The sequence below is a fragment of the Deinococcus peraridilitoris DSM 19664 genome, from assembly GCF_000317835.1.
Classification (GTDB): Bacteria; Deinococcota; Deinococci; order Deinococcales; family Deinococcaceae; genus Deinococcus_A; species Deinococcus_A peraridilitoris.
Map to the genome: position 1 here is coordinate 1,240,001 of NC_019793.1, position 18,432 is coordinate 1,258,432.

19 protein-coding genes and 2 pseudogenes (1 of these 21 running past the window's edge) are annotated in these 18,432 nt (G+C 62.9%); 4 read left to right on the forward strand and 17 right to left on the reverse strand.

Features of this window, described 5'->3' with window-relative positions:
- From DEIPE_RS05965 to DEIPE_RS05975, 3 genes are all read right to left on the reverse strand, one after another.
- Window positions 1–604, reverse strand: the 5' portion of a protein-coding gene (locus tag DEIPE_RS05965; RefSeq protein ID WP_015235081.1) for a menaquinone biosynthesis decarboxylase. It extends 1,247 nt beyond the left edge of the window; 604 of the gene's 1,851 nt are visible here — the first part of the coding sequence; it begins with the start codon at window positions 602–604; its stop codon lies off the left edge, out of view.
- 152 nt (window positions 605–756) lie between these two features.
- Window positions 757–1,278: an HNH endonuclease gene (locus tag DEIPE_RS05970; RefSeq protein WP_015235082.1), complete on the reverse strand. Its 522-nt coding sequence runs from the start codon at window positions 1,276–1,278 to the stop codon at window positions 757–759.
- A gap of 125 nt (window positions 1,279–1,403) precedes the next feature.
- Complete coding sequence (locus DEIPE_RS05975) at window positions 1,404–2,000, reverse strand: MarC family protein (RefSeq protein ID WP_052326770.1); 597 nt, start codon at window positions 1,998–2,000, stop codon at window positions 1,404–1,406.
- Window positions 2,001–2,145: 145 nt separating this feature from the next.
- Here DEIPE_RS05975 and DEIPE_RS25245 point away from each other — a divergent pair, with 145 nt between their 5' ends.
- Window positions 2,146–2,271 (forward strand): hypothetical protein, encoded by a 126-nt coding sequence (locus DEIPE_RS25245; RefSeq protein ID WP_015235084.1) that lies wholly within the window; start codon window positions 2,146–2,148, stop codon window positions 2,269–2,271.
- Between the two features lie 197 nt (window positions 2,272–2,468).
- Here DEIPE_RS25245 and DEIPE_RS05980 read toward each other — a convergent pair whose 3' ends face one another.
- The 3 genes from DEIPE_RS05980 to DEIPE_RS24830 form a co-directional block, all read right to left on the reverse strand.
- Complete coding sequence (locus DEIPE_RS05980; RefSeq protein WP_015235085.1) at window positions 2,469–3,290, reverse strand: AAC(3) family N-acetyltransferase; 822 nt, start codon at window positions 3,288–3,290, stop codon at window positions 2,469–2,471.
- A gap of 163 nt (window positions 3,291–3,453) precedes the next feature.
- Complete coding sequence (locus DEIPE_RS05985) at window positions 3,454–3,933, reverse strand: hypothetical protein (protein WP_041230724.1); 480 nt, start codon at window positions 3,931–3,933, stop codon at window positions 3,454–3,456.
- Between the two features lie 61 nt (window positions 3,934–3,994).
- The gene (locus DEIPE_RS24830; RefSeq protein WP_157448782.1) at window positions 3,995–4,315 is read right to left on the reverse strand and encodes a transposase; all 321 of its coding nucleotides are present in this window, start codon (window positions 4,313–4,315) and stop codon (window positions 3,995–3,997) included.
- Window positions 4,316–4,431: 116 nt separating this feature from the next.
- Here DEIPE_RS24830 and DEIPE_RS24835 point away from each other — a divergent pair.
- Window positions 4,432–5,490, forward strand: a pseudogene (locus DEIPE_RS24835) (recombinase family protein); the annotation flags it as partial.
- Between the two features lie 174 nt (window positions 5,491–5,664).
- On the opposite strand, the gene DEIPE_RS24840 reads toward DEIPE_RS24835, so the two are convergent.
- The 4 genes and pseudogenes from DEIPE_RS24840 to DEIPE_RS06010 form a co-directional block, all read right to left on the reverse strand.
- The gene (locus tag DEIPE_RS24840; RefSeq protein WP_245557596.1) at window positions 5,665–5,835 is read right to left on the reverse strand and encodes a hypothetical protein; all 171 of its coding nucleotides are present in this window, start codon (window positions 5,833–5,835) and stop codon (window positions 5,665–5,667) included.
- Window positions 5,836–5,865: 30 nt separating this feature from the next.
- Window positions 5,866–7,096, reverse strand: a pseudogene (locus tag DEIPE_RS24845) (IS256 family transposase).
- 180 nt (window positions 7,097–7,276) lie between these two features.
- The gene (locus DEIPE_RS06005) at window positions 7,277–7,732 is read right to left on the reverse strand and encodes a DUF421 domain-containing protein (RefSeq protein ID WP_015235087.1); all 456 of its coding nucleotides are present in this window, start codon (window positions 7,730–7,732) and stop codon (window positions 7,277–7,279) included.
- Window positions 7,733–7,758: 26 nt separating this feature from the next.
- Window positions 7,759–8,274: a hypothetical protein gene (locus DEIPE_RS06010; protein ID WP_015235088.1), complete on the reverse strand. Its 516-nt coding sequence runs from the start codon at window positions 8,272–8,274 to the stop codon at window positions 7,759–7,761.
- 678 nt (window positions 8,275–8,952) lie between these two features.
- Between DEIPE_RS06010 and DEIPE_RS06015 the strand changes: the two genes are divergently transcribed.
- On the forward strand, window positions 8,953–9,648 hold the full coding sequence (locus tag DEIPE_RS06015) for an alpha/beta hydrolase (RefSeq protein WP_015235089.1): 696 nt from the start codon (window positions 8,953–8,955) through the stop codon (window positions 9,646–9,648).
- A 136-nt stretch (window positions 9,649–9,784) separates the two neighbouring features.
- Here DEIPE_RS06015 and DEIPE_RS06020 read toward each other — a convergent pair whose 3' ends face one another.
- Together DEIPE_RS06020 and DEIPE_RS06025 are read right to left on the reverse strand one after the other, a co-directional pair.
- Window positions 9,785–10,513: a type 1 glutamine amidotransferase domain-containing protein gene (locus tag DEIPE_RS06020; RefSeq protein WP_015235090.1), complete on the reverse strand. Its 729-nt coding sequence runs from the start codon at window positions 10,511–10,513 to the stop codon at window positions 9,785–9,787.
- A 125-nt stretch (window positions 10,514–10,638) separates the two neighbouring features.
- Entirely contained in the window at window positions 10,639–11,121 is a 483-nt protein-coding gene (locus tag DEIPE_RS06025; protein ID WP_015235091.1) for a hypothetical protein, read from the reverse strand.
- Between the two features lie 221 nt (window positions 11,122–11,342).
- Between DEIPE_RS06025 and DEIPE_RS06030 the strand changes: the two genes are divergently transcribed.
- Window positions 11,343–11,639, forward strand: a complete 297-nt coding sequence (locus DEIPE_RS06030) for a hypothetical protein (protein WP_157448783.1) — start codon at window positions 11,343–11,345, stop codon at window positions 11,637–11,639.
- Window positions 11,640–11,853: 214 nt separating this feature from the next.
- Here the strand turns inward: DEIPE_RS06030 and DEIPE_RS06035 are convergent, their stop codons facing one another.
- The 5 genes from DEIPE_RS06035 to DEIPE_RS06055 form a co-directional block, all read right to left on the reverse strand.
- Window positions 11,854–12,918, reverse strand: coding sequence for a LacI family DNA-binding transcriptional regulator (locus DEIPE_RS06035; RefSeq protein ID WP_015235093.1), 1,065 nt, complete (start codon window positions 12,916–12,918; stop codon window positions 11,854–11,856).
- 553 nt (window positions 12,919–13,471) lie between these two features.
- Complete coding sequence (gene xylB, locus DEIPE_RS06040; RefSeq protein ID WP_015235094.1) at window positions 13,472–14,965, reverse strand: xylulokinase; 1,494 nt, start codon at window positions 14,963–14,965, stop codon at window positions 13,472–13,474.
- Window positions 14,962–16,152: a xylose isomerase gene (gene xylA, locus DEIPE_RS06045; protein WP_015235095.1), complete on the reverse strand. Its 1,191-nt coding sequence runs from the start codon at window positions 16,150–16,152 to the stop codon at window positions 14,962–14,964. Before xylA ends, xylB begins: the two co-directional genes overlap by 4 nt.
- 116 nt (window positions 16,153–16,268) lie before the next feature.
- A complete protein-coding gene (locus DEIPE_RS06050; RefSeq protein ID WP_015235096.1) occupies window positions 16,269–17,483 on the reverse strand; it encodes an ROK family transcriptional regulator in 1,215 nt (404 codons plus the stop codon).
- Window positions 17,484–17,624: 141 nt separating this feature from the next.
- Complete coding sequence (locus DEIPE_RS06055) at window positions 17,625–18,242, reverse strand: hypothetical protein (protein ID WP_015235097.1); 618 nt, start codon at window positions 18,240–18,242, stop codon at window positions 17,625–17,627.
- Window positions 18,243–18,432 lie beyond the last annotated feature (190 nt).

The following is an 18,432-nucleotide window of genomic DNA, read 5'->3' on the forward strand; positions in this document are numbered from 1 at the left end:
TCGCCGCGTTTTCCAGGTGGCGCGCGCCGGTCTTGTGACGTTGCCAGTGCATGCCGGTTTCGCGGGGTCCCATCACCTGCATGCGGTACATGCCCATGTTCTTCTCGCCCGTCAGGGGATCGCGCGTGATCACCAGCGGCAGGGTAATAAAGGGCCCCCCGTCCTGCGGCCAGCAGTGCAGCACCGGCAGTTTGGAGAGGTCCACCTCGTCGCCACGCCACACTACCTCCTGCACCGGTGCCCGGCGAACCCGACGTGGCGGCAGGCTCGCCACCTCGCGTAATTTCGGCAGGTTGGACATCAGGCCGCCCAGGCCGCTGCCCATTTTGAGGTCCATGAGGGCGCGCACTTTCGCTCCCAGGTCATCGAGGTCTTTTACTCCCAGTGCCAGCGCCATGCGCTCACGTGTTCCCAGCAGGCCGATGGCCAGCGGAAAGGAACTGCCCTTGACGTTCTCGAACAGCACCGCCGGGCCACCACGCTTGACGAGCCGGTCGGCAATTTCGGTGATTTCCAGGGCGCGGTCGACGGGCGTGCTGACGCGCACCAGTTCACCGTGCTGCTCCAGACGCGCTATAAACTCGTGCAGATCGGGAAAAGCCATGCTGCTCAGTGTAAAGAGCGCTCAGCAAAAACACAGGGCGCTTCGTCCTGTTGATGGAAGTCGGTGGCCTGGGCTGCAGTGAGCTCGACCACACAAACTCCAACCAAAAGGACGGTCGTCATGACCGTCCTCAGAACCCTTCCCAGGGCCCTTCAGCTGTAGAGATACTTGCGCCAGCTGTCGTGCCATTCGGAAAAATGCCCGGCGATGTAGAGACCGAACGTCGGTGCGCGGGGCTTGCTGCGCAAGGCGTACCCGGCTTCTTCGGGCGTACGGTTGCCCTTGCGCTGGTTGCACTCACGGCAGGCCACCACGACGTTCTCCCAGACGTGACGCCCACCGCGCGAGCGGGGCGTGACATGGTCGATGGTGAGTTCCTGGCGCGCACCACAGTACTGGCAGGTATAAAAGTCGCGGCGCAACACGTTGCGCCGGTTAAAGGGAATCGGGTGAGTGCGGGGCCGCCGCACGTACCTCCGCAGGCGGATCACGCTGGGAATCCGCATCACCGTACTGGGCGAACGCACCACGTCATCGCTGTCCTCCAGCACTTCCGCCACACCATACTGAATCAGGGTAATGGCGCGCTTCGCCGACGCGATGTGCAAGGGCTCATACGAAGCGTTGAGCACCAGAACGCGCGGCGCATTGAGTTTCTGCGCCGCGTCCTGCATTGACCCGGAATGAGCTTCCACCAAGTCATTTTATCGCGCGTGAGGTCACCAGACTGTTTGTGAGTTTGGTTTTTAGGCCATAGAACCTAGAGCTTTGCTTGTCCACCATCCCTATCCCCAGCAGACTACACGCCAGCACCCACAAAACCACGGATGCCATCGGCGATGTACTGCACGGCCAGCGCCCCGAGCAGTACGCCCAGCACGCGCGTCACGACGTTCACTCCGGTCACTCCCACCAGGCGCCCGATCTGGCCGGCCAGACGCAACGCGAGGTAACACAGGGCCAACACCACGAACGTCACCAGCATGACGGCCAGCACCAGCGCCGGATTACCGTGCGCGTCCCCCACCAGAATCATCACGCTTGCGAGCGTCCCAGGACCGGCGATAAGCGGAATGGCAATGGGAAATACGCTGATGTCCTCGCGTTCCTGCGCTTCTTTTTCCTCGGCGGGCGTTTCCTTCGAGCCGCTCTGCCGGGCAAACACCATGTCGAGCGCGATCAGGAACAGCAGAACTCCGCCGGCAATACGGAACGCGTCCAGGCTGATGCCCAGGTGTTCAAGCAGCGAACGACCTGTCAGACCGAAGAGCAGAATGATGATACCCGCCACCACCACGGCCTTCAGGGCAATCGCGCGACGCTCGAAGGCCGGACGCGAGCCGGCCAGCGCCAGAAACACAGGTGCCAGACCCACCGGGTCCATGACCACCAGCATGGTCAGGAACGTCTTATAAGTGAGGGTCAGAATCAGCGGGTCCAGCACTCAAGGAGTGTACACAATGGACAGAATTTCACTGGATGACCTGGGGTTCCCGCTGCGTTTGCATGTCCGTCAGCAGGGCTTTGCTTTCGCGTGGTAGATGTATACCGCTGAGCAGCTGCGCCGCACCCTGAATGACCCTGACCCGCTGGTGGTGTTCGAGGTGATCGGCGTGGAGGTAGGCGGTGTGATCGTGCCAGTGGCGGAGGTGCGGGGTGTTTATTGAGTGCGGCGAATCTCAGTGACGGGTTTTATTGATAACGGCGGAATTGGGTGACGCTCATGGCTGTGGAGGCTGCGAAAAATTGCGAGCCAACGCCGAACTGGAGTACCACAGCACTCTGACAGCGGCGATTCACCAGTGCCCCGAGTGCACCTTGAGAAATGGCGTGGGTGCGAATTTGGCAGACAGCGGTCAGAGCGTCAGCCAGATGCGGCGGTGTCTTGCGAGAATGTTGCTTCATCGCGATAGTGCGGAAACCAGTTCGTCGCGAAGTCAACCAGGGCGCGGAACGAAAACAGCCTCGACTCCGCCAACCCGACCGACCCCCGGCGCTCCTGGCCTGTAGCCGCAAAAGCCGCACCGACCGCTTCGAAATCTTCGTCGGACGGCCAAGGTTCACGCCACTCCACCCATTCCCGACGACCATCGACCATCAACGCCGCGCCATTCCTCACCAGATGCTTGCCCGGTGAGTCCGCACGATCCTCAGCCAGGTGCAGGGCCGTGCACTTGTCATAACTGACGCCGAGCAGCAAGACGGCCGCGTCGAGTTCGTACAGCACACCAAGTGGCGTAGCTTCACCGCATGGATTGGTGAGTTCGTGCTGGGCGACGACCTGGAAGGCTACCGGGCCTTGCGCGGCAATGGAGCGATGTGGGTGATTACTTCTCAGCGTGCCCGGCAGTGTGCGAAAGAGTTCAGCGACGGCGCCCATCGTCCGGGTGGGTGTGCAAGCCGGATGATAAACAGGCAGCGAGGCGCGTACGTCGTCCCAACACTCCCTGGGAACACTAGGATCGTTGAGATAGGCTGGGTCGCAGAGCTGCCAGCTTTGAGTGGGCATCACCAGCGTTCCGTTGGGACCGACGACTTCACGCAGCGCATCGTTGACCGTTTGTTCACCGCCCAGCACCCAACCCAGGGCGGAAAGTTTGCAATGAACCATCACGATGCTGTCAGCCTGAAGACCTAACGCCTTGAGGTCAGCGACCAGCTTGTTGTGCGTTACGAGCGTTTTCATAGCGGAATATTACAGTAGGGTTTATCCAGTGCCCATTCGCCCTCCTGTCAAATGCGTCGCGTACTTTCGCCGTCATCAATAACCACTTCCTGCTGGGCTTGTAACGTGGTGAATTGCTTACCCAAGTCCTGAGGCTGTGGTTCAGGCAGAGAGTAGGCAGCACCTACAGTGGGTAAATGTCGGTGTAGCGCTGCTCAATCAATTCGATCAAGTCCTGGGCAGTGGCAAAAATTTCCTTGGGAATATCACTGCTGTGAAGCTGGGTTGCAAATGATGAGGGGTCAAAATTGTTGAGTGTCAAAGCCTGCTTGAAGGCGTTGATGGCATCCAGCACCGGAGTGTACGCCTTGTAGAGCTCGAGGCGCTGTACGCTGGCGCTCATCCGGGTAAAGCTGCGCAGTATCCCGTCTGCTACGGCTGCATCGTACGATGCAGCCGTGTGGAACTTCAGGCCGTTCGATTCGATCTCCTGGATGGACTTTACGATGCCGTCAATGACAGAGCGCAATTCCTTTCGGCGATCGCGGAAGCCGGCCTGGCGGTTGTTGTAGATCAGCGCGTACACAGCAACACCCACGCCAATTGGAGTGACGAGGTCTTTAAGCATCGAAATGAAACCCGTAATCTGGTCAGCCCAGGTCACGGGATCGGTTTGAGGTAGGGTAGTCGGGCACGTACAGAAGTTTGTGTGCGGGGGGTAGTGCTCAAGCACGCAGGGGCACGCGTCCGTCAAACAGAATCGTAAAGGTATTCAGCGCTGAGCGCCAGTCGTTCAAGGGTCTCGTCCAGCGCTCAGTGGCCCGCAAGATCGCCAGGTACAACACCTTCAAGGCGGCTTCCTCATTCGGGAACGACCCCCTGGTCTTGGTGACCTTGCGCAGCTGAAAATTCAAGGACTCGATGGCCTGATTACAAACGACATTTTCTGTTTTGTTCGGCCTGCCCGCCTCAAGTTGCGCGCCTGGCAGCCGGCAAGAAGAAGATCGACACAAGGAGGTGGTTATGCCACGCCAAGCGTCGATCAAGCAGCCCATCCAGATCCAACGGACCATTGTCGAGCACCCCGACCTGCGGAAACTCGACCGGGCCTATCAGTTCCTGACGCAGTGGGCAACCCAGCCTCCCCAACGGGAGGTCAATGATGCGAGTAGCCCTGTACGCCCGAGTGTCAAGCAGCCGCCAAGTCCAGACGCAGACCATTGAACAGCAACTCGAACGCCTTCAGAACACAGCGAACGAGCGCGGCCACCATGTCGACGCCGACCACATCTTCCGTGACGATGGACTGAGCGGCGCCCGCCTCAACCGCCCTGGCCTCGATCGGTTACGTGACCGCGTCACACAGCACGACGTGGACCTCGTGCTCATCACGGCTCCTGATCGCCTGGCACGAAAGTACGTCCATCAGATGCTGCTCCTCGAAGAGTTCGAGAAGCGTGGATGCACCGTAGAGTTCATCGAACGACCCATGAGCCAGGACCCGCATGACCAACTGCTCCTTCAGATTCGTGGTGCCGTGTCAGAGTACGAACGCAGCCTCATTGCTGATCGGATGCGGCGCGGTCGCCTTGCCAAACTCAAAGCAGGCGTGTTACTGCCCTGGACCCAGCCTCCTTTTGGCTACCGCGTTGATCCTGCTTGCCCACGCGACCCTGCGGGCGTGCGCCTGGAACCGGCGGAAGCCGAACTCGTACAGCAGCTCTACGACTGGTACCTTGAAGAAGGCGCCACCTTCCTGGCGATCATTGCTCGTCTCAAACACGCGAACATTCAAAGTCCGAAAGGCAAAGCCTTATGGGTTCCGTCCACCGTCCGGCAAGTGCTGTGCAATCCCGTGTACACCGGCACCACCTATGGCAATCGCTGGGAAGCCATCCCGGCACGCTCACGGAAGTCGCCGTTCAAGCCAGTTGGAAAGTCCGGTCAGAGCCACCGTCAGCGGCCCCGTGAAGAATGGGTACCTATTGCCGTGCCGGCCATCGTCGAGCAGGAGGTGTTTGATCGCGTGCAGAGTAAGTTGTCGCTGAATCAGCAACGATCCAGGCGGAACAACACCAAACACCCCTACCTGCTGCGGGGCTTGGTCAGCTGTGGGCGCTGCCGGTGTTCCTGCCCAGGCCGGACGACCAAATCAGGCCAGTCATACTATGCGTGCAGCCTGAAAACCAACTACCTGCGCGCCGCAGGCAACGGTGTGGAAATCTGTACCGCTCGCTACACGCCTGCCCAGCAATTGGACGAGATCGTCTGGGCGGATTTATGCGCAGTACTCAAGCAGCCAGACTTGATCGAACTGGCACTGGAACGGCGACACGGTGGGGCCTGGTTGCCGCAGGAGCTACAAGCCAGGCAAGCGAACTTGCGTGCGGCATTGTCAGGACTTGAGGGCCAACGGCAACGCCTGCTGGAGGCTTACCTGGCCAGGGTGATCGAGTTGGGCGAGTTCGAACGAGCGCGGATGGAACTGGACCGCAAACGCGAGCAGATCGAGATTCAGCAGCGCCTGGTGCAGGTGCAAGTCGCGCAGCGACAGGAATTGGCACAATTGACGGACTCGCTGGAAGGGTTCTGCGCGTCAGTGCGCGAAGGGTTGGAGCATGCTGATTTTGACCGGAAGCGCCTGCTGGTCGAGTTGCTGGTGGACCGAGTGATCGTGGAGGAAGAGCATGTTGAGATTCGGTATGCGGTGCCGACCTCGCGGGACCGCCCGAGGGTTCCGTTTTGTCAATTGCGTTTCGACTATTTCAATCGCATTGGTTGTGTACACCACCTTCCTGATCTCCGGCGGAAACGCAAAGAACGGCGTGACCCTGGCCCAGTGGCGCTGCCACGTTGCCCCAACCGCCGGGTATTTGGCATCGTGCTTCTCTCGGAACGCGACGAGGGCGCGCTCGGCCTGCTCAACGGTCGAGGCGGCATAGATCGTTTGAGATCGGCCGCGACTGCTTTGTGTTCTTTCCAGTTCACAAAGCCCAACGAATGGCGCACCAGGTGCACGATGCACAACTGCACCTGGGTTTTTGGGAAAACCGCTTCGATGGCTTCCGGGAACCCCTTGAGGCCATCCACGCAGGCGATCAACATGTCCTGCACCCCGCGGTTCTTCAGTTCTGTCAGCACACTGAGCCCAACGGGGCGCGCGAAGCGACACCCCTCGCCCAGAACTTGGCGCCTTCGGTGTCTGACACCCACAAGCCCAGGACGTCCTTGTTGCCTTCCAGGGTGATGCCCACAGCCGTGTATACCGCTCGTGGCGCCACCAGTCCATCCTTGCGAATCCGGACGTGCAGGCAGTCGAGGGACACGATCGGGTACACCGCTTCCAGCGGCCGGGAGCGCCAGGCCTGCACTTCGTCCAGTACTGCGTCCGTTCCTTCGCTGATCAAGGCTGGGCTGACGTCCACCCCGTAGAGGGTCTGGAGTTGGCTTTGGATGTCGCGGGTGGTCATGCCGTGCGCGTAGAGGGACAGGATCTTCTCGTCGAGGCCCTCGAATCGTCGTTGGTGTTTGGGCAGAATCTGCGGCTCGAACTCGCTGTGCCGGTCGCGCGGTACCGCGAGCTCCATCTGGCCGAACTCCGCCTGGATGGTCTTCTTGGACTTGCCGTTTCGCACGTTCCGAGCTTCGTTCGCCACTTTCCCGCCGCGTTCGTGCCCGAGATGGTGCGTGAGTTCAGCTTCCAGCGCGCGTTCGAGCAGGCCTTTGCTGAGCTGCTTCAGTAAACCGTTGAAGCCTTCGGCTGTGCGGTGACCATCGAGTAGCTGGTCGAGCAGTTGGGGGTCGAAAAAGGCATCGTCTTGGGACATGGACACTTCCTTTCTTCAGGATGCGTCCCCCTCCCCCCGCACACAAACTTCTGAATGGGCTCGCGGCATGGCGAGCGACTCTGGCCGCCAGATGCAGCTCTGCGTGCCCCTCGTACCGCGTCTTCAACCGCCGAAACCACGCCAGCCAGTCGACGTTGCTCAAGCCACTTCGCAGGCGATTTACGATTCTTCCGTCTGTTTGGCGATGATGGAAATGCTGCCGCCTTCCTCCAACACCGCGTACTTGATCTGCTCCAGCCGCTCCAGCCCCTGGCTGCTCCGCGCCGCCAGCAGGATGTCCGGTAGATCCACCCGAGCCATCCGCATGCGGTCTTCCATCAGGTTCCCGTCGCGCACGAGGATCAGGGGCCCACCACTGAGCAGCTTCTCCAGCTTCGACGACCGGTACCGCCACACCGACATGCCGACCATCAGGCCCAGCAGTGTCATTACGATCAGCAGGGCGTTCGTCAATGACAGGTCCTCCCCGATCAGGGCGTTCTGCACCGCCTCACTGATGATCAGCAGCACCACGAAGTCGAAGGTGTTCGTCTCGGACATCGACCGCTTGCCCGCCACGTTGAACATGATCATCAAGGCCACGTACACCACCACAGCTCGAATAACGGATTCCACGCTGGACTTCCTTTCTGAGTCTGACGTCAGGGGTACACAAGGTGGCTCACGTCGAGTGTCGTCTCCTCGGGCAGCCCGACACGTCCTGTGACGCGTCCCCACCGAACGGGCTGCACGAAGAACGTGACGGTCGTCGGCTGGTCCGCATCCGGCCAGTCGAAGACGTACGTCACCCCGTCCGCACGGCTCTCCTGCGCGCTCGGCTCGGGCCGGATGGTTTCGAGGTCCACGGCGTCGAGGTACTCGCGGCTGATCCACACGCGCGCCTCGTCCTGACCAGGCCGGGGTTGCAGGGTGACACGGATGGGCATTTCAGCGTCGAGCCGCCCGAAGCGCGGGTACTTCACCTGGATGTTCGCGTCAGCACCATCGATGATCGCGGAATTGAGGGGACCGCTTCCTCCGAACAGACCGAGCAGGGCCGCGAGGGCCATCAGCAGGGCGAGGCCCCAGAGGACGCGCTGCACTGTCCAGACACGCTGCTGGGTCCGGATGTCTTCCTCGATCTCCAGACCCTCGACGTGGTGGACTTCGTCTTGCATGCTTCCTCCCTGTTCGATCAGTTTTTGATGCGGTCAGGCTAGGGGGTGGATCAGCAAATTTCTACCGGGCTCAATGAACCGCAGTTGGTCGATCCTTCATCACCAATTTCTGGTTTCGGACCCGTTGTCTTCGTGGTTGTCGCGGGACAATCATCAGCGGGGAGGATCAAATCATGCAGGTCAAGGCAAGCCCATGTACGTATCTTCCGCTTGCATTTCCGATTCCGGCGTCGCCCCTCGATCCAGCGGGTTGGCCGTAGCCGCGTCCCTCGACCAGCCTTCGGCTTCGCTGCGGATCTCCAATTTCAGCGGGAAATAGGCCGTCTTCTGCCCGCGCTGAGGACGCGTCCTGAGCCGCCTCTGGACGCTGCTCCTGCTTCCTCTGGTCGGGTTCGGTCTGAAGAAGAGCACCTAAAATTGAACTGGGAGTATTTAGACCTGAGGTGAATACGTTGATAAGGACGCCTGGCTGGGCAGACGCTTCATTCAGGCAAGGTTCGTTCAACGCAATTCCAACGCAGCACGCTGAACCGCGTAAAAGGTGACAGTGAAGAGCCTCGACATGCCGACACACTGCTGACCCGACCAAGATGTACGTTGTGCGGTACGAAGCGTCTCACCAGATGGCAGGGACCGCCCTGGAATGCCACCCGGCGAGAAGAAAATGGAAGGTGTGCTGTGCCTCACGAAGAACCATTCACGATTAGCCTGCTCGAAGTGGAGCTGGGTTCCTTCGAGGGGCCCTCGCAAACTGTCCTGCTCCGCACCAACCAGGGTGAAATCCACGCACGGCTGCACCGCCCTGAAAACGCCGGGGACGCTGGGATCGTCTGGGTGGGCGGTGCAGGGGGAGGGCTCAGCGGCCCGGCGCGAGGCCTGTACCCGCGCCTCGCGCAGCAGCTGACTTCAGCGGGCCTCACATCACTCCGCGTGGATTACCGCCGTCCGAATGACCTGCTTCACTGCACTCTTGACACGCTGCTCGGCGCAGCGTACTTGGAAGGGCTCGGCTGCTCCCGGCTGGTGTTGGTGGGTCATTCGTTCGGAGGAGCAGTGGTCATCACCGCCGGGGCGAACAGTGAAGCCGTGGTAGGAGTTGCGGCCTTGAGCAGCCAAACGTACGGTACGGACGCCGTAGGTGATCTGAGCCCGCGTGCGCTGTTGTTGCTGCATGGCAGCGCGGATGAAATTCTGCCGGACCGTTGTTCACGGTTGCTGTTCAAGCATGCGCGCGACCCAAAGGAGGTGCACTTGTATCCTGGTTGTGGTCACGGTCTCGATGAATGCCGCGCGGAGGTGGACCGGGATTTGCTGAACTGGTTGTCGCGCCTGCTGACGTCTGGGCAGGATGGGCTGGCCTCAGCGGCACCCTGAACCATTGGCGTTGAGGTTGGTGCAGCGTTGTCATTTCCCGGGGAGAAGACCTGGGCTTGCTGGGCATGAGGTTTGCAGGAGCCTGAAGCTCGGTGGCCCGCGGAGCAGGGCGTCCTCCACGCCTTCGCCGGCCAAGTCAAAGATCCGTTGGTGAGGAAGTCCTCTTCATCACCCACCATCCCGTGCCGAGCGCCCCGAGGATCAGCATCACCTGCAACGAGCCGCGCGGCCACCACTTCATGGCGGTCAGGGTCACGGCTGGAGGTGCGTTCCGCGGCGCATCCGACACGTCCTGGTGCTTTTCGTCGACTGAACGTCGGTCCATGTGCCTGAAATGGTCGAGGGCAGCGGCAACGAACGCTGTGAGGTCCTGCGGACCACGACTGGACACCCAGTTCCCATCACGCACGACCTCTTGGTCCAGCCACGTCGCACCCGCGTGCACCAGGTCATCGCGGATGCCCGGCCATGATGTCAACGTTCTTCCTTCCAGGAGGCCGGACGACGCCAGCAACCACGGTCCGTGGCACAGCGTGGCGATCGGTTTGCCTGCCTGGTCGAACGCCCGTACGAACGCCCGGGCGCGCTCTGACTGCCGCAGCAAGTCCGGGTTGATGAACCCACCGGGAATCAGCAGACCGTCGTATTCTCGCGCCTGAGCCTCATCCAGTGTTCTTGTCACTCGCACCCTTCCTGCCGGTTGGTGCAAGTTCATGCCGAGAATCCGTCCCTTGCGAAGCGAGATGACGTCCACCGTCGCTCCGGCCGCCTTGAGCGCCTTGACAGGAACGACCAGTTCGACGAGTTCGAATCCGTCGGCGGCGAGCACGGCGAGGTGCCGTCCTTCGAGCGCTTTGTTTTTCATACGCCCTCCACCTTGAACATCCGCCACGTTCTGACGAGAAAGCCAGTTCACGAGCGGGCGTGAAGCACCCGACGGGCGCTGGAACGACGTGCCTTTGAGCTTACGGGTGCCCGTGAGGACCGGCTTCAGCGTTCTTCCCAGGGCTTGCTGGGCGCCGGAATGCCAGGCGGACCTTGAATCAACCGATCAGCGACCATTCCGGTCACGAAGGCGTACATCGTTTTGTGCAGCAAGTCGACCACCTGCTCGTCGACCGGCCAGGTCCAGGGCGGAGCGCCGACGCCGGTGGCGTTCTCCAGCGTCTGATCGTTCAGGAGTCGCAGGTTCAGGTACATGAACGAGCCGACCGGACCGCGCAGTCCGCCCTGAGCCATCAAGCCCCGCACCGCGCCGAGCAGAATGCCCTGTCCCCAGTGCATCGCCCAGTTCAGCCACAGCCGCTCCTCGTCGGGCTTGTGCGGCAGCCCGAGAAGCTTTTCCAGGGTGTGCGCGGGCACATACGAGTTCGGCCTTCGGGTGAGGCGTTGTTCGAGCTTCTCGGCAAGCGTCATGGCCGCGACACCTGCGGCACCTGCCAGCATGCCTTTGAGCAGCGTGTGCGTGTTCACTCGTTCCTCCCCGGCAGTGAAGTGGTCATGGCTGAGGTTATTCCGCGGCGCTGAGAGCCTCCATCGATCCTTGTTGGGTGAGTCCTTAGACACGCTGGCTGCACGACGTTCATCCTGGCGGCGCGCTCACTTCACTTGCGGGAGCCTCGAATACAGGGGTACAGCCAACAGGCAAGGAGTGGGTGGCATTCCGAGTGGCGCAGGCTGAGAACCCTCCTCACGTGCCGGTCAACGGCCCTTCACCTCGAATCCTGCAAGACGAAGTCCACCGCGTGGACGACCTGGGAATCGAGAAAGACATCCGGACCCAGCAGCGTGCCTGGACAGTGCAGCGCGTCCTCTGGGGCCTCGCCCTGCTGATGGCCCTCGCGGCCCTCCTCGGTCTGCTCGGAGGAAGCAGGCCCCTCAACACCATCATCAGCGCAAACGACCGGGGCCTTCAAGTAAAGTGCCCTTCTTTCGCTCGGCGCAAAGCCGAAATGCAAGTCACGCACCTCTGGACGCCTCGCGGCATCTGACCGGCCAGGAAGCGATCAGCAGCAGACGCTGAACCCACCGTTCTGGGTGCCCGGGCCCGTGGGCACCCTCACCCTGGTCTACAAAGTCCTCGGTGAACCAGGATAGGTGAACTGCCAAGACCCTCAACCGTAAGGCAGGATGTCATACTTCATGCTGATTTTGCCCTTGTGGGCCTCACGCGAGTCGTCCGCTCATGTGCACGCAAGACCGTGGCTAAGCACGCCGCCTGCCCGTTCCGCGCCTGGGCACACGTGCGTGAGACGCGTGGCCCGTCGATGCACGTACGATCAGTTCGGTGCTGAGTTCGGGACGCTCAGTGGAAAGGCTGACATCGGTCAGCAGCGTGATCAGCATGGTGGTCGCGGCCGCTCCCATTTCATAGAGCGGCTGACGCACCGTGGTCAATGGAGGGTGCACCTGGGCGGACATGGGAATGTCGTCGAAACCGATCACCGAGATGTCATCCGGGATGCGCAGTCCGTGGTCCTTGATGGCGTCCATGGCACCGAAAGCCATCACGTCATTCGAGACGAAGATCGCGCTGGGCGGCTCGTTCAGTTCCAGCAGCTCGCCCGCAGCGCGAAAGCCGCTGGGCCGCAGAAAGTCGGCAGGGCGGACCAGCGCTTCGTCGACGGTGAGCCCATGCACGAGCAGGCCTTCTCGGTAGCCTCGCAGTCGCTCCTGGCTGGCCCGGGTGTCCATCCGACCGGTGATGAAGCCAATACGCCGGTGCCCAAGGCCCACGAGGTGATCGACAGCCAGGCGCGCACCGGTGTAGTTGTCGACCGTGACTGCGGGCGTTTCGGCAATGCCACCGCGGTGGTCGATGATGACCACTGGCAGGCGGGTGCGCCCGAGCAGCTCGGTGTATTCCTCGGATACCTGCGGAAGCACCATCAGCAGTCCATCAACAATGCCCCTGGTCATGGCGTGAATGCGCTCATAGGCGTTCTTAACATTCGTGCTGGTATACAGGATGACGTCGTAGCGGTGCTTCACGGCAGCTTCTCCGGCGCCGCGCGCAATTTCGGCAATGTACTGCGTGCTGAGGTCAGGCACCACCATGCCCAGCACCTGCGTGCGTCCGCCCGTACGGTTTCCGGCAAGGCTGCGGGCGCTCACGTTGGGGGTGTAGCCCGAGCCGCTGAGGAGCTTGAGAACGCGCTGACGGGTTTCCTCGCCCACACCGGGACGGTTGTTGAGAACGCGTGAAACCGTCATGGCCGATACGCCTGCCATACGCGCGAGGTCGCTGAGGGTTACCTCAGGACCTGACATGGTTGCTCCAGGAACGGCGCAGGCGTGAGCCGCGACGGAGCGAGCATGGAGCGGCAAGGTGCCCGCACCTCGCCAAACCGGGCGCCCGCGCGACGCCTCGCGCGCTCAGTAAAAACCAACGGGGAAGGAAGGCAAACACGCGATTTCCTGCTTGCAGTGTAGAGGCTCGAGCAGCAGAGGCGCCAGCACACGACGGGTTTCGAGCCTTGGCCCGGTTCGGCAGGCCCGCCACACGCCGATCAATTGATCTCTCCTCCTGCTGACGCGCGATGCGCCCCTTCTCAAGACGGGCAGGCCTGGCAGGCGTTCGGTGCCGGGCGCCTTTCGGACGATCACTGTGGTGGCCAGGGGTTCACCAGAGTGTTTCTGCCTTGGGCGGCCAGCGCATCAGCGGCGCGAAGCTGCCCGCCGACTTCGACTTCTCCACCTGCGAAGAGCACGCGTAAAACGCACCTTCTCCATTGACTGTTTGCTAACTGTTTGCAGAACACCTGCTTACGACAACACCAAAAGGGCCAGGGATCATCCCCGCCCCTTTTCTTCCCACGCTGCTTCAGCTCGCGGGCTGCCCGGCCGGAGCATGCTGCGGGTAAAGCTGCGCGAGGGCCTCGGCATGCTGGCGCCGGGCCACGGTCGCCGGTTCAGCGGCCACCGGGGTTCCCTGCGGGCACAAGGCTTCCATTGCCGCTTCCAGATTGGCGTGCAGGCCCGCGGCGGGCATGGCGAGGATGGCCGCACCGTCGGCAGCTCCCGGTTCGCTTTCCGAGCGCGCCACCTGCACGCTCAGGGCGCCCGACACCAGCCCCAGCCACAGGTCGCTGCGCGCTCCGCCGCCCGTGGCCAGCAGCGACGATACCCTCGACAGCGGGCGCATGACCTCAAAGGCGTCTGCCAGGGCGCAGGCGGTGCCCTCGAGCAGCGCGCGGGTAAAGTGCGCGCGTCCGTGGGCGAGCGACAGGCCCGTCCAGGCGCCCCGCACGTCCGGGTCCATCAGGGGGCTGCGCTCGCCGGCCAGATACGGCAGGAAGGTCACACCGTCCGCGCCGTCCGGCACGCCCGCCGCTTCGCCCAGCAGCGTGTCGAAGGCCACTTCAGGAGCGAGCTTGTCGCGCAGCCACTGCAAAGCGCCCGCGCAGGCCAAAGTGACCCCCAGCAGGTGATAGCCACCGTCCGCGTGCGCGAAGAGGTGCACGCGCCCTTCGGGGTCAGGGGTGGGCGCGGTGAGCGGCGCGAACACCACGCCGCTCGTTCCAAGGCTCACGCTGCCCACCTCGGGACGGCGGCTGGTGAGGCCAAGCGCAACGGCGGCGGCGGCGTTGTCCCCGCCGCCCGCCACGATCGGCAGACCCTTGGGCAGACCGGTCGCGCCCGTGAGTTCTGCCCTGAGCGTGCCGATCACCGCCGTGGACGGCACGACTTCCGGAAAGAGCGCCCGATTGAGGTCAAGGACGCTCAGCAAGTCTGCGTCCCAGCCCCTTTTTGCAAGGTTCAGGGCGCCCACACCCGAAGCGTCGGAGGGTTCGCTGCGCATCTCGCCGGTCAGGACGTAGCCCAGGTAATCCTTGGGCAGCAGGGCGTGCCGGGTGCGCGCGAACGCTTCTCCTTCCGTTTCACGCAGCCACACCAGCTTGGGCAGCTGAAAGCCGGTGACGGCGCGGTTGCCGGTGCGGGCGATCAGGTCGGCGCGTGGAATGCGCTCCTCGATCCAGGCCACAGCCTGCCCCGTGCGCTGGTCATTCCAGAGCGGTGCGGGCCGCACGACCTCACCGTGTGCGTCGAGGGCCACCAGCCCGTGCATCTGCCCGCTCAGGCCGAGCGCGACGGGAAGGGCGTTCATGGTCGCCAGCTTCCCTGTCAGCTCTCGCAGCGCCTCCAGGGCGCCCGCCACCCAGTCCTGTGGACGCTGCTCGGTCCAGCCCGGCCGGGGGGTGAGCAGCGGATAGCTGCGGCCCGCTTCGGCGACCAGGCGCCCGGCGTCGTCGAGCGCCACCACCTTGACGCCGCTCGTGCCGAGGTCGACGCCCAGCGTAACGGGCGTTTCACTCATGCGTGCGCCTCACTGCTCACACTGTTTCCACGAACCCCGAGCAGCAGCTCGACCGTGAGCTGATCGAGCTGCTCTAGGCCCGGGCCACGCTGACCGAGGGCCACGCGATCAAATGCGCGCTCCTTGAGGGTCCGGGCTTTTTCGGGCGTGAAGCCGCGTGTCAGCTCGCTCAGTTCCTTGTCCTCGACCCGGTAGGCCTGCAGGGCTGCCTGAATTTCGGGGTCTTCATCAAACTGCCGCGCCTTGTCCTTGAGGATCAGGTAGGTACGCATGCAGCCCCGGGCGAACGCCCACACACCGACCTCGTCCTCGGTGCGCAGGGCGTGCGCGTCGAAGTGACGCGGACCGTCGTAACCGCTGTCTTCGAGCAGCTTCACCAGGAAAAAGGCACTCTTGATGTTCTCGGCGCCAAAGCGCAGATCCTGATCGAAGCGGCCCATCTTCTGGTCGTTGAGGTCCACGTGGAAGAGCTTCCCAGCGTCGATGATCTGTGCGACGGCGTGCGTGAAATTGAGTCCGGCCATGGTGTCGTGCGCGAATTCGGGGTTGACGCCGAACAGTTCACTCTGGTCGAGGGTGGCGATAAAGCCCAGCATGCTGCCGGCGGTGGGAAAGAAGATGTCGCCGCGCGGCTCGTTGGGCTTGGGTTCCAGCGCAAAACGGTAACCGTATCCCTGAGACTGGCTGTACTCCGCCAGAAAGTTCAGGCTGTCACGAAACCACCCGATGGAGTCGAGCAGCTTGCCACTGGCGTCGACCTCGGTGCCTTCGCGCCCACCCCAGAAGACATAGGTCTGGGCGCCCAGTTCATGTCCGAGGTCCATGCTGCGCATGGTCTTTTGCAACGCGTAGGCGCGCACGCGGGCGTCGGCACTGGTAAAGGCACCGTCCTTGAAGGCCGGATCGGTGAACAGGTTGGTGGTGGCCATGGGCACCACGAGGCCATGGTCACCCAGGGTCTGTTGAAACTCGCGGACGATGCGGTCGCGCTCGCCCGCGCCCGCGTCGATGGGCACCAGGTCGTTGTCGTGCAGATTCACGCCGTAGGCGCCGAGCTGCGCGAGCTTTTCTACGATGTAGGGCGCGCTGAGGGGCGGGCGGGTGGGTTCGCCGAACGGGTCGCGTCCGGTGGCGCCCACGGTCCAGAGGCCAAAAGTGAATTTATCCGACGGTTGGGGCTGGTACATGACGACTCCTGGCGCCCGCAGCAGACGGGCAGTAAAAAGCAGGCGGTGGGCCAACACAAATAATCAGATGATCTTACTAAACTTACCGGGCGCTGACCTGGGTGTCAAACCCGTCCTCAGGCCGAACGGTCAGCAGGGGCGACAGAAGCGGGCTCACGCCGGGTGGGCGCCGGATTCAGGCGCGCCTCCAGAGCTGCCGCGGCGGCTCCAATGGCGCTGGCGTCCACCCGGCGCTCGCATAGCGCGATGTCCACATGATCGGTCAGGTCGGCGGGCACCCGTCGGTGCAGCTCCCGGAGCGCCGGACCCAGCAGCGCCTCTCCCAACAGGGACAGCGGACCGCCGACGATCAGGTGGCTGGGGTTGAAGGTGAACAGCAAGTTCGCCATCAGCACCCCGAGGTGCCGCCCGGCCGTGTCCAGCGCCGGTCGCCCGCCCTGCTCCACACGTGAAATGATTTCCTCGATGGTCAGCTCGGCGCTCTCGTTGTCCGTCAGGCCCAGCGACAGGGCCCGCTCACTCACGTACAGCTCGGCGCAGCCATGATTGCCGCAGCGGCAGCGTGGGCCGTCAGGACGCAGCACCGTATGGCCCACCTCGCCCGCATAACCGCGCGGCCCCCGCAGAATCCGTCCGTCGATCATGACCCCACACCCGACGCCGCGGCCCAGCATCAGCTGCACCAGCAGGGCCGGCTTTTCCCCGGCGCGAAAGGCATACTCACCGATGGCGGCCGCGTTCGCCTCGTTCTCCAGCACCCACACATCGCTGAGATCAGGAAGCGAGCGACGCACCAGCGCGAGAAAGGGCACGTCGTGCCAGCCCAGGTTGGGGGCCACGTTCACGGTGCTGTGCTGGCTGTTCACCAGGCCCGGCACGGCCAGGCCCACACCCTGCAGGGTGCGGCCCTGCAGGGCGTGGGCCTGCAGAACCTGACGGATCATGCGCGCTACATCTTCGGCGGCTTTTTCTGGCGTGCTGGGGTGATAGGGCTTGAAGTGACGTTGCAGCACGCCACCGCAGATGTCGGTGACCACCAGGTTGAGGTAGCCCACGCCGACCTCCACACCCAGCAGGGCATGCACCGCGCCGTTGGGGTACAGCGCCTGCGCCGGACGCCCGGCTCCCTGGCGGGCGTGCGTCTCGCCTTCACGCAGCCAGCCTTCCTGCACGAGGTCGCCCACCAGGCCACCCACGGTCATCTTGGTCAGGCCGGTGCGGGCGGCGATCTCTACCCGTGCGATGCCCGGGTGAGCGCGCACCACGTTCACGATGGCCGTGCGGTTGAGCAGTTTCAGAAAACCTTGGTCTCCGGCGATGGGCACGGGCATAGGCATCAGCCTAACGCCAATGGCCCGGAGCGCGCTGCGGTCATTTCCGGCCCGGCAGCTGCGCGTCTCACTTTCCAGCTCCTTTGTCCCCAGGCCATTTCGGGGCCAACAGCTTCGGCGCCAACAGGAATACCTGCCGCCTCAGTCAGCCCACAGCAGATGTGTCTTGAAGGGCAGCAGCTTGCCGTCCTGGTAGCGGGCAAACTCGTGGTGCCGGCTGCCGTTTGCTCCCCAGTACCCGGGAACGTTCAGCAGCAGCCGGGCAGGCGCCACCCATTCCTGCAGCAGGCCGGTAAGCCGCCCTGCGCGTTCCGGTGGGGTGTCCACTGGCAGCACAATCTGTGTCTCATCCCCCTGGGCCTGCAGATGAGGCGAGAGCTCCGACCACCACTCTGGAAACGCTTCAACAGCGTGCAGCACCGTGCGGACGCGGGCAGCAACCTCGATGAGGTGTGCGGCTTCATGGTCGGTTTGCCAGGGCAACACGGGAGCGCCCTCCGAAAGCGATACCCAGCGGGCATTGACCCGAAAGTGAACATTGACGACGCCACGGGGCCAGGCACGGCTCAGATCCCCCGCCAGACGCGCGGCGTCTTCACGTGAGGTGTTCGCCAGCACCAGTTCCGGCGCCTGCACCTCGTCCGTTCCCGGCACCACCACACCCCGCAAGGTCATGCGGTTCAGTGTGCTCGCCAGCTCCTCGGCAAAGGGGCGGGGTACAGGGGGCAAGGTGATCAGGTGGACGGTTTTTGCAGGCATATCACAGGGTCCGGACGTACGCGAAGTGAGAGGGCGTTGAGGAGTGAACCACGGCCGCCGTGAACCCGAGACCATGAAGTTCAATTAAGGTTAAACTGAGTATAACAAAAGTTTGTCTGCTGTCCCGCAGGTTCTACCTTCTCATGCAGCTTGCCCGCACGTCATGCCGACTTGCAGACGCGGGCAGAAA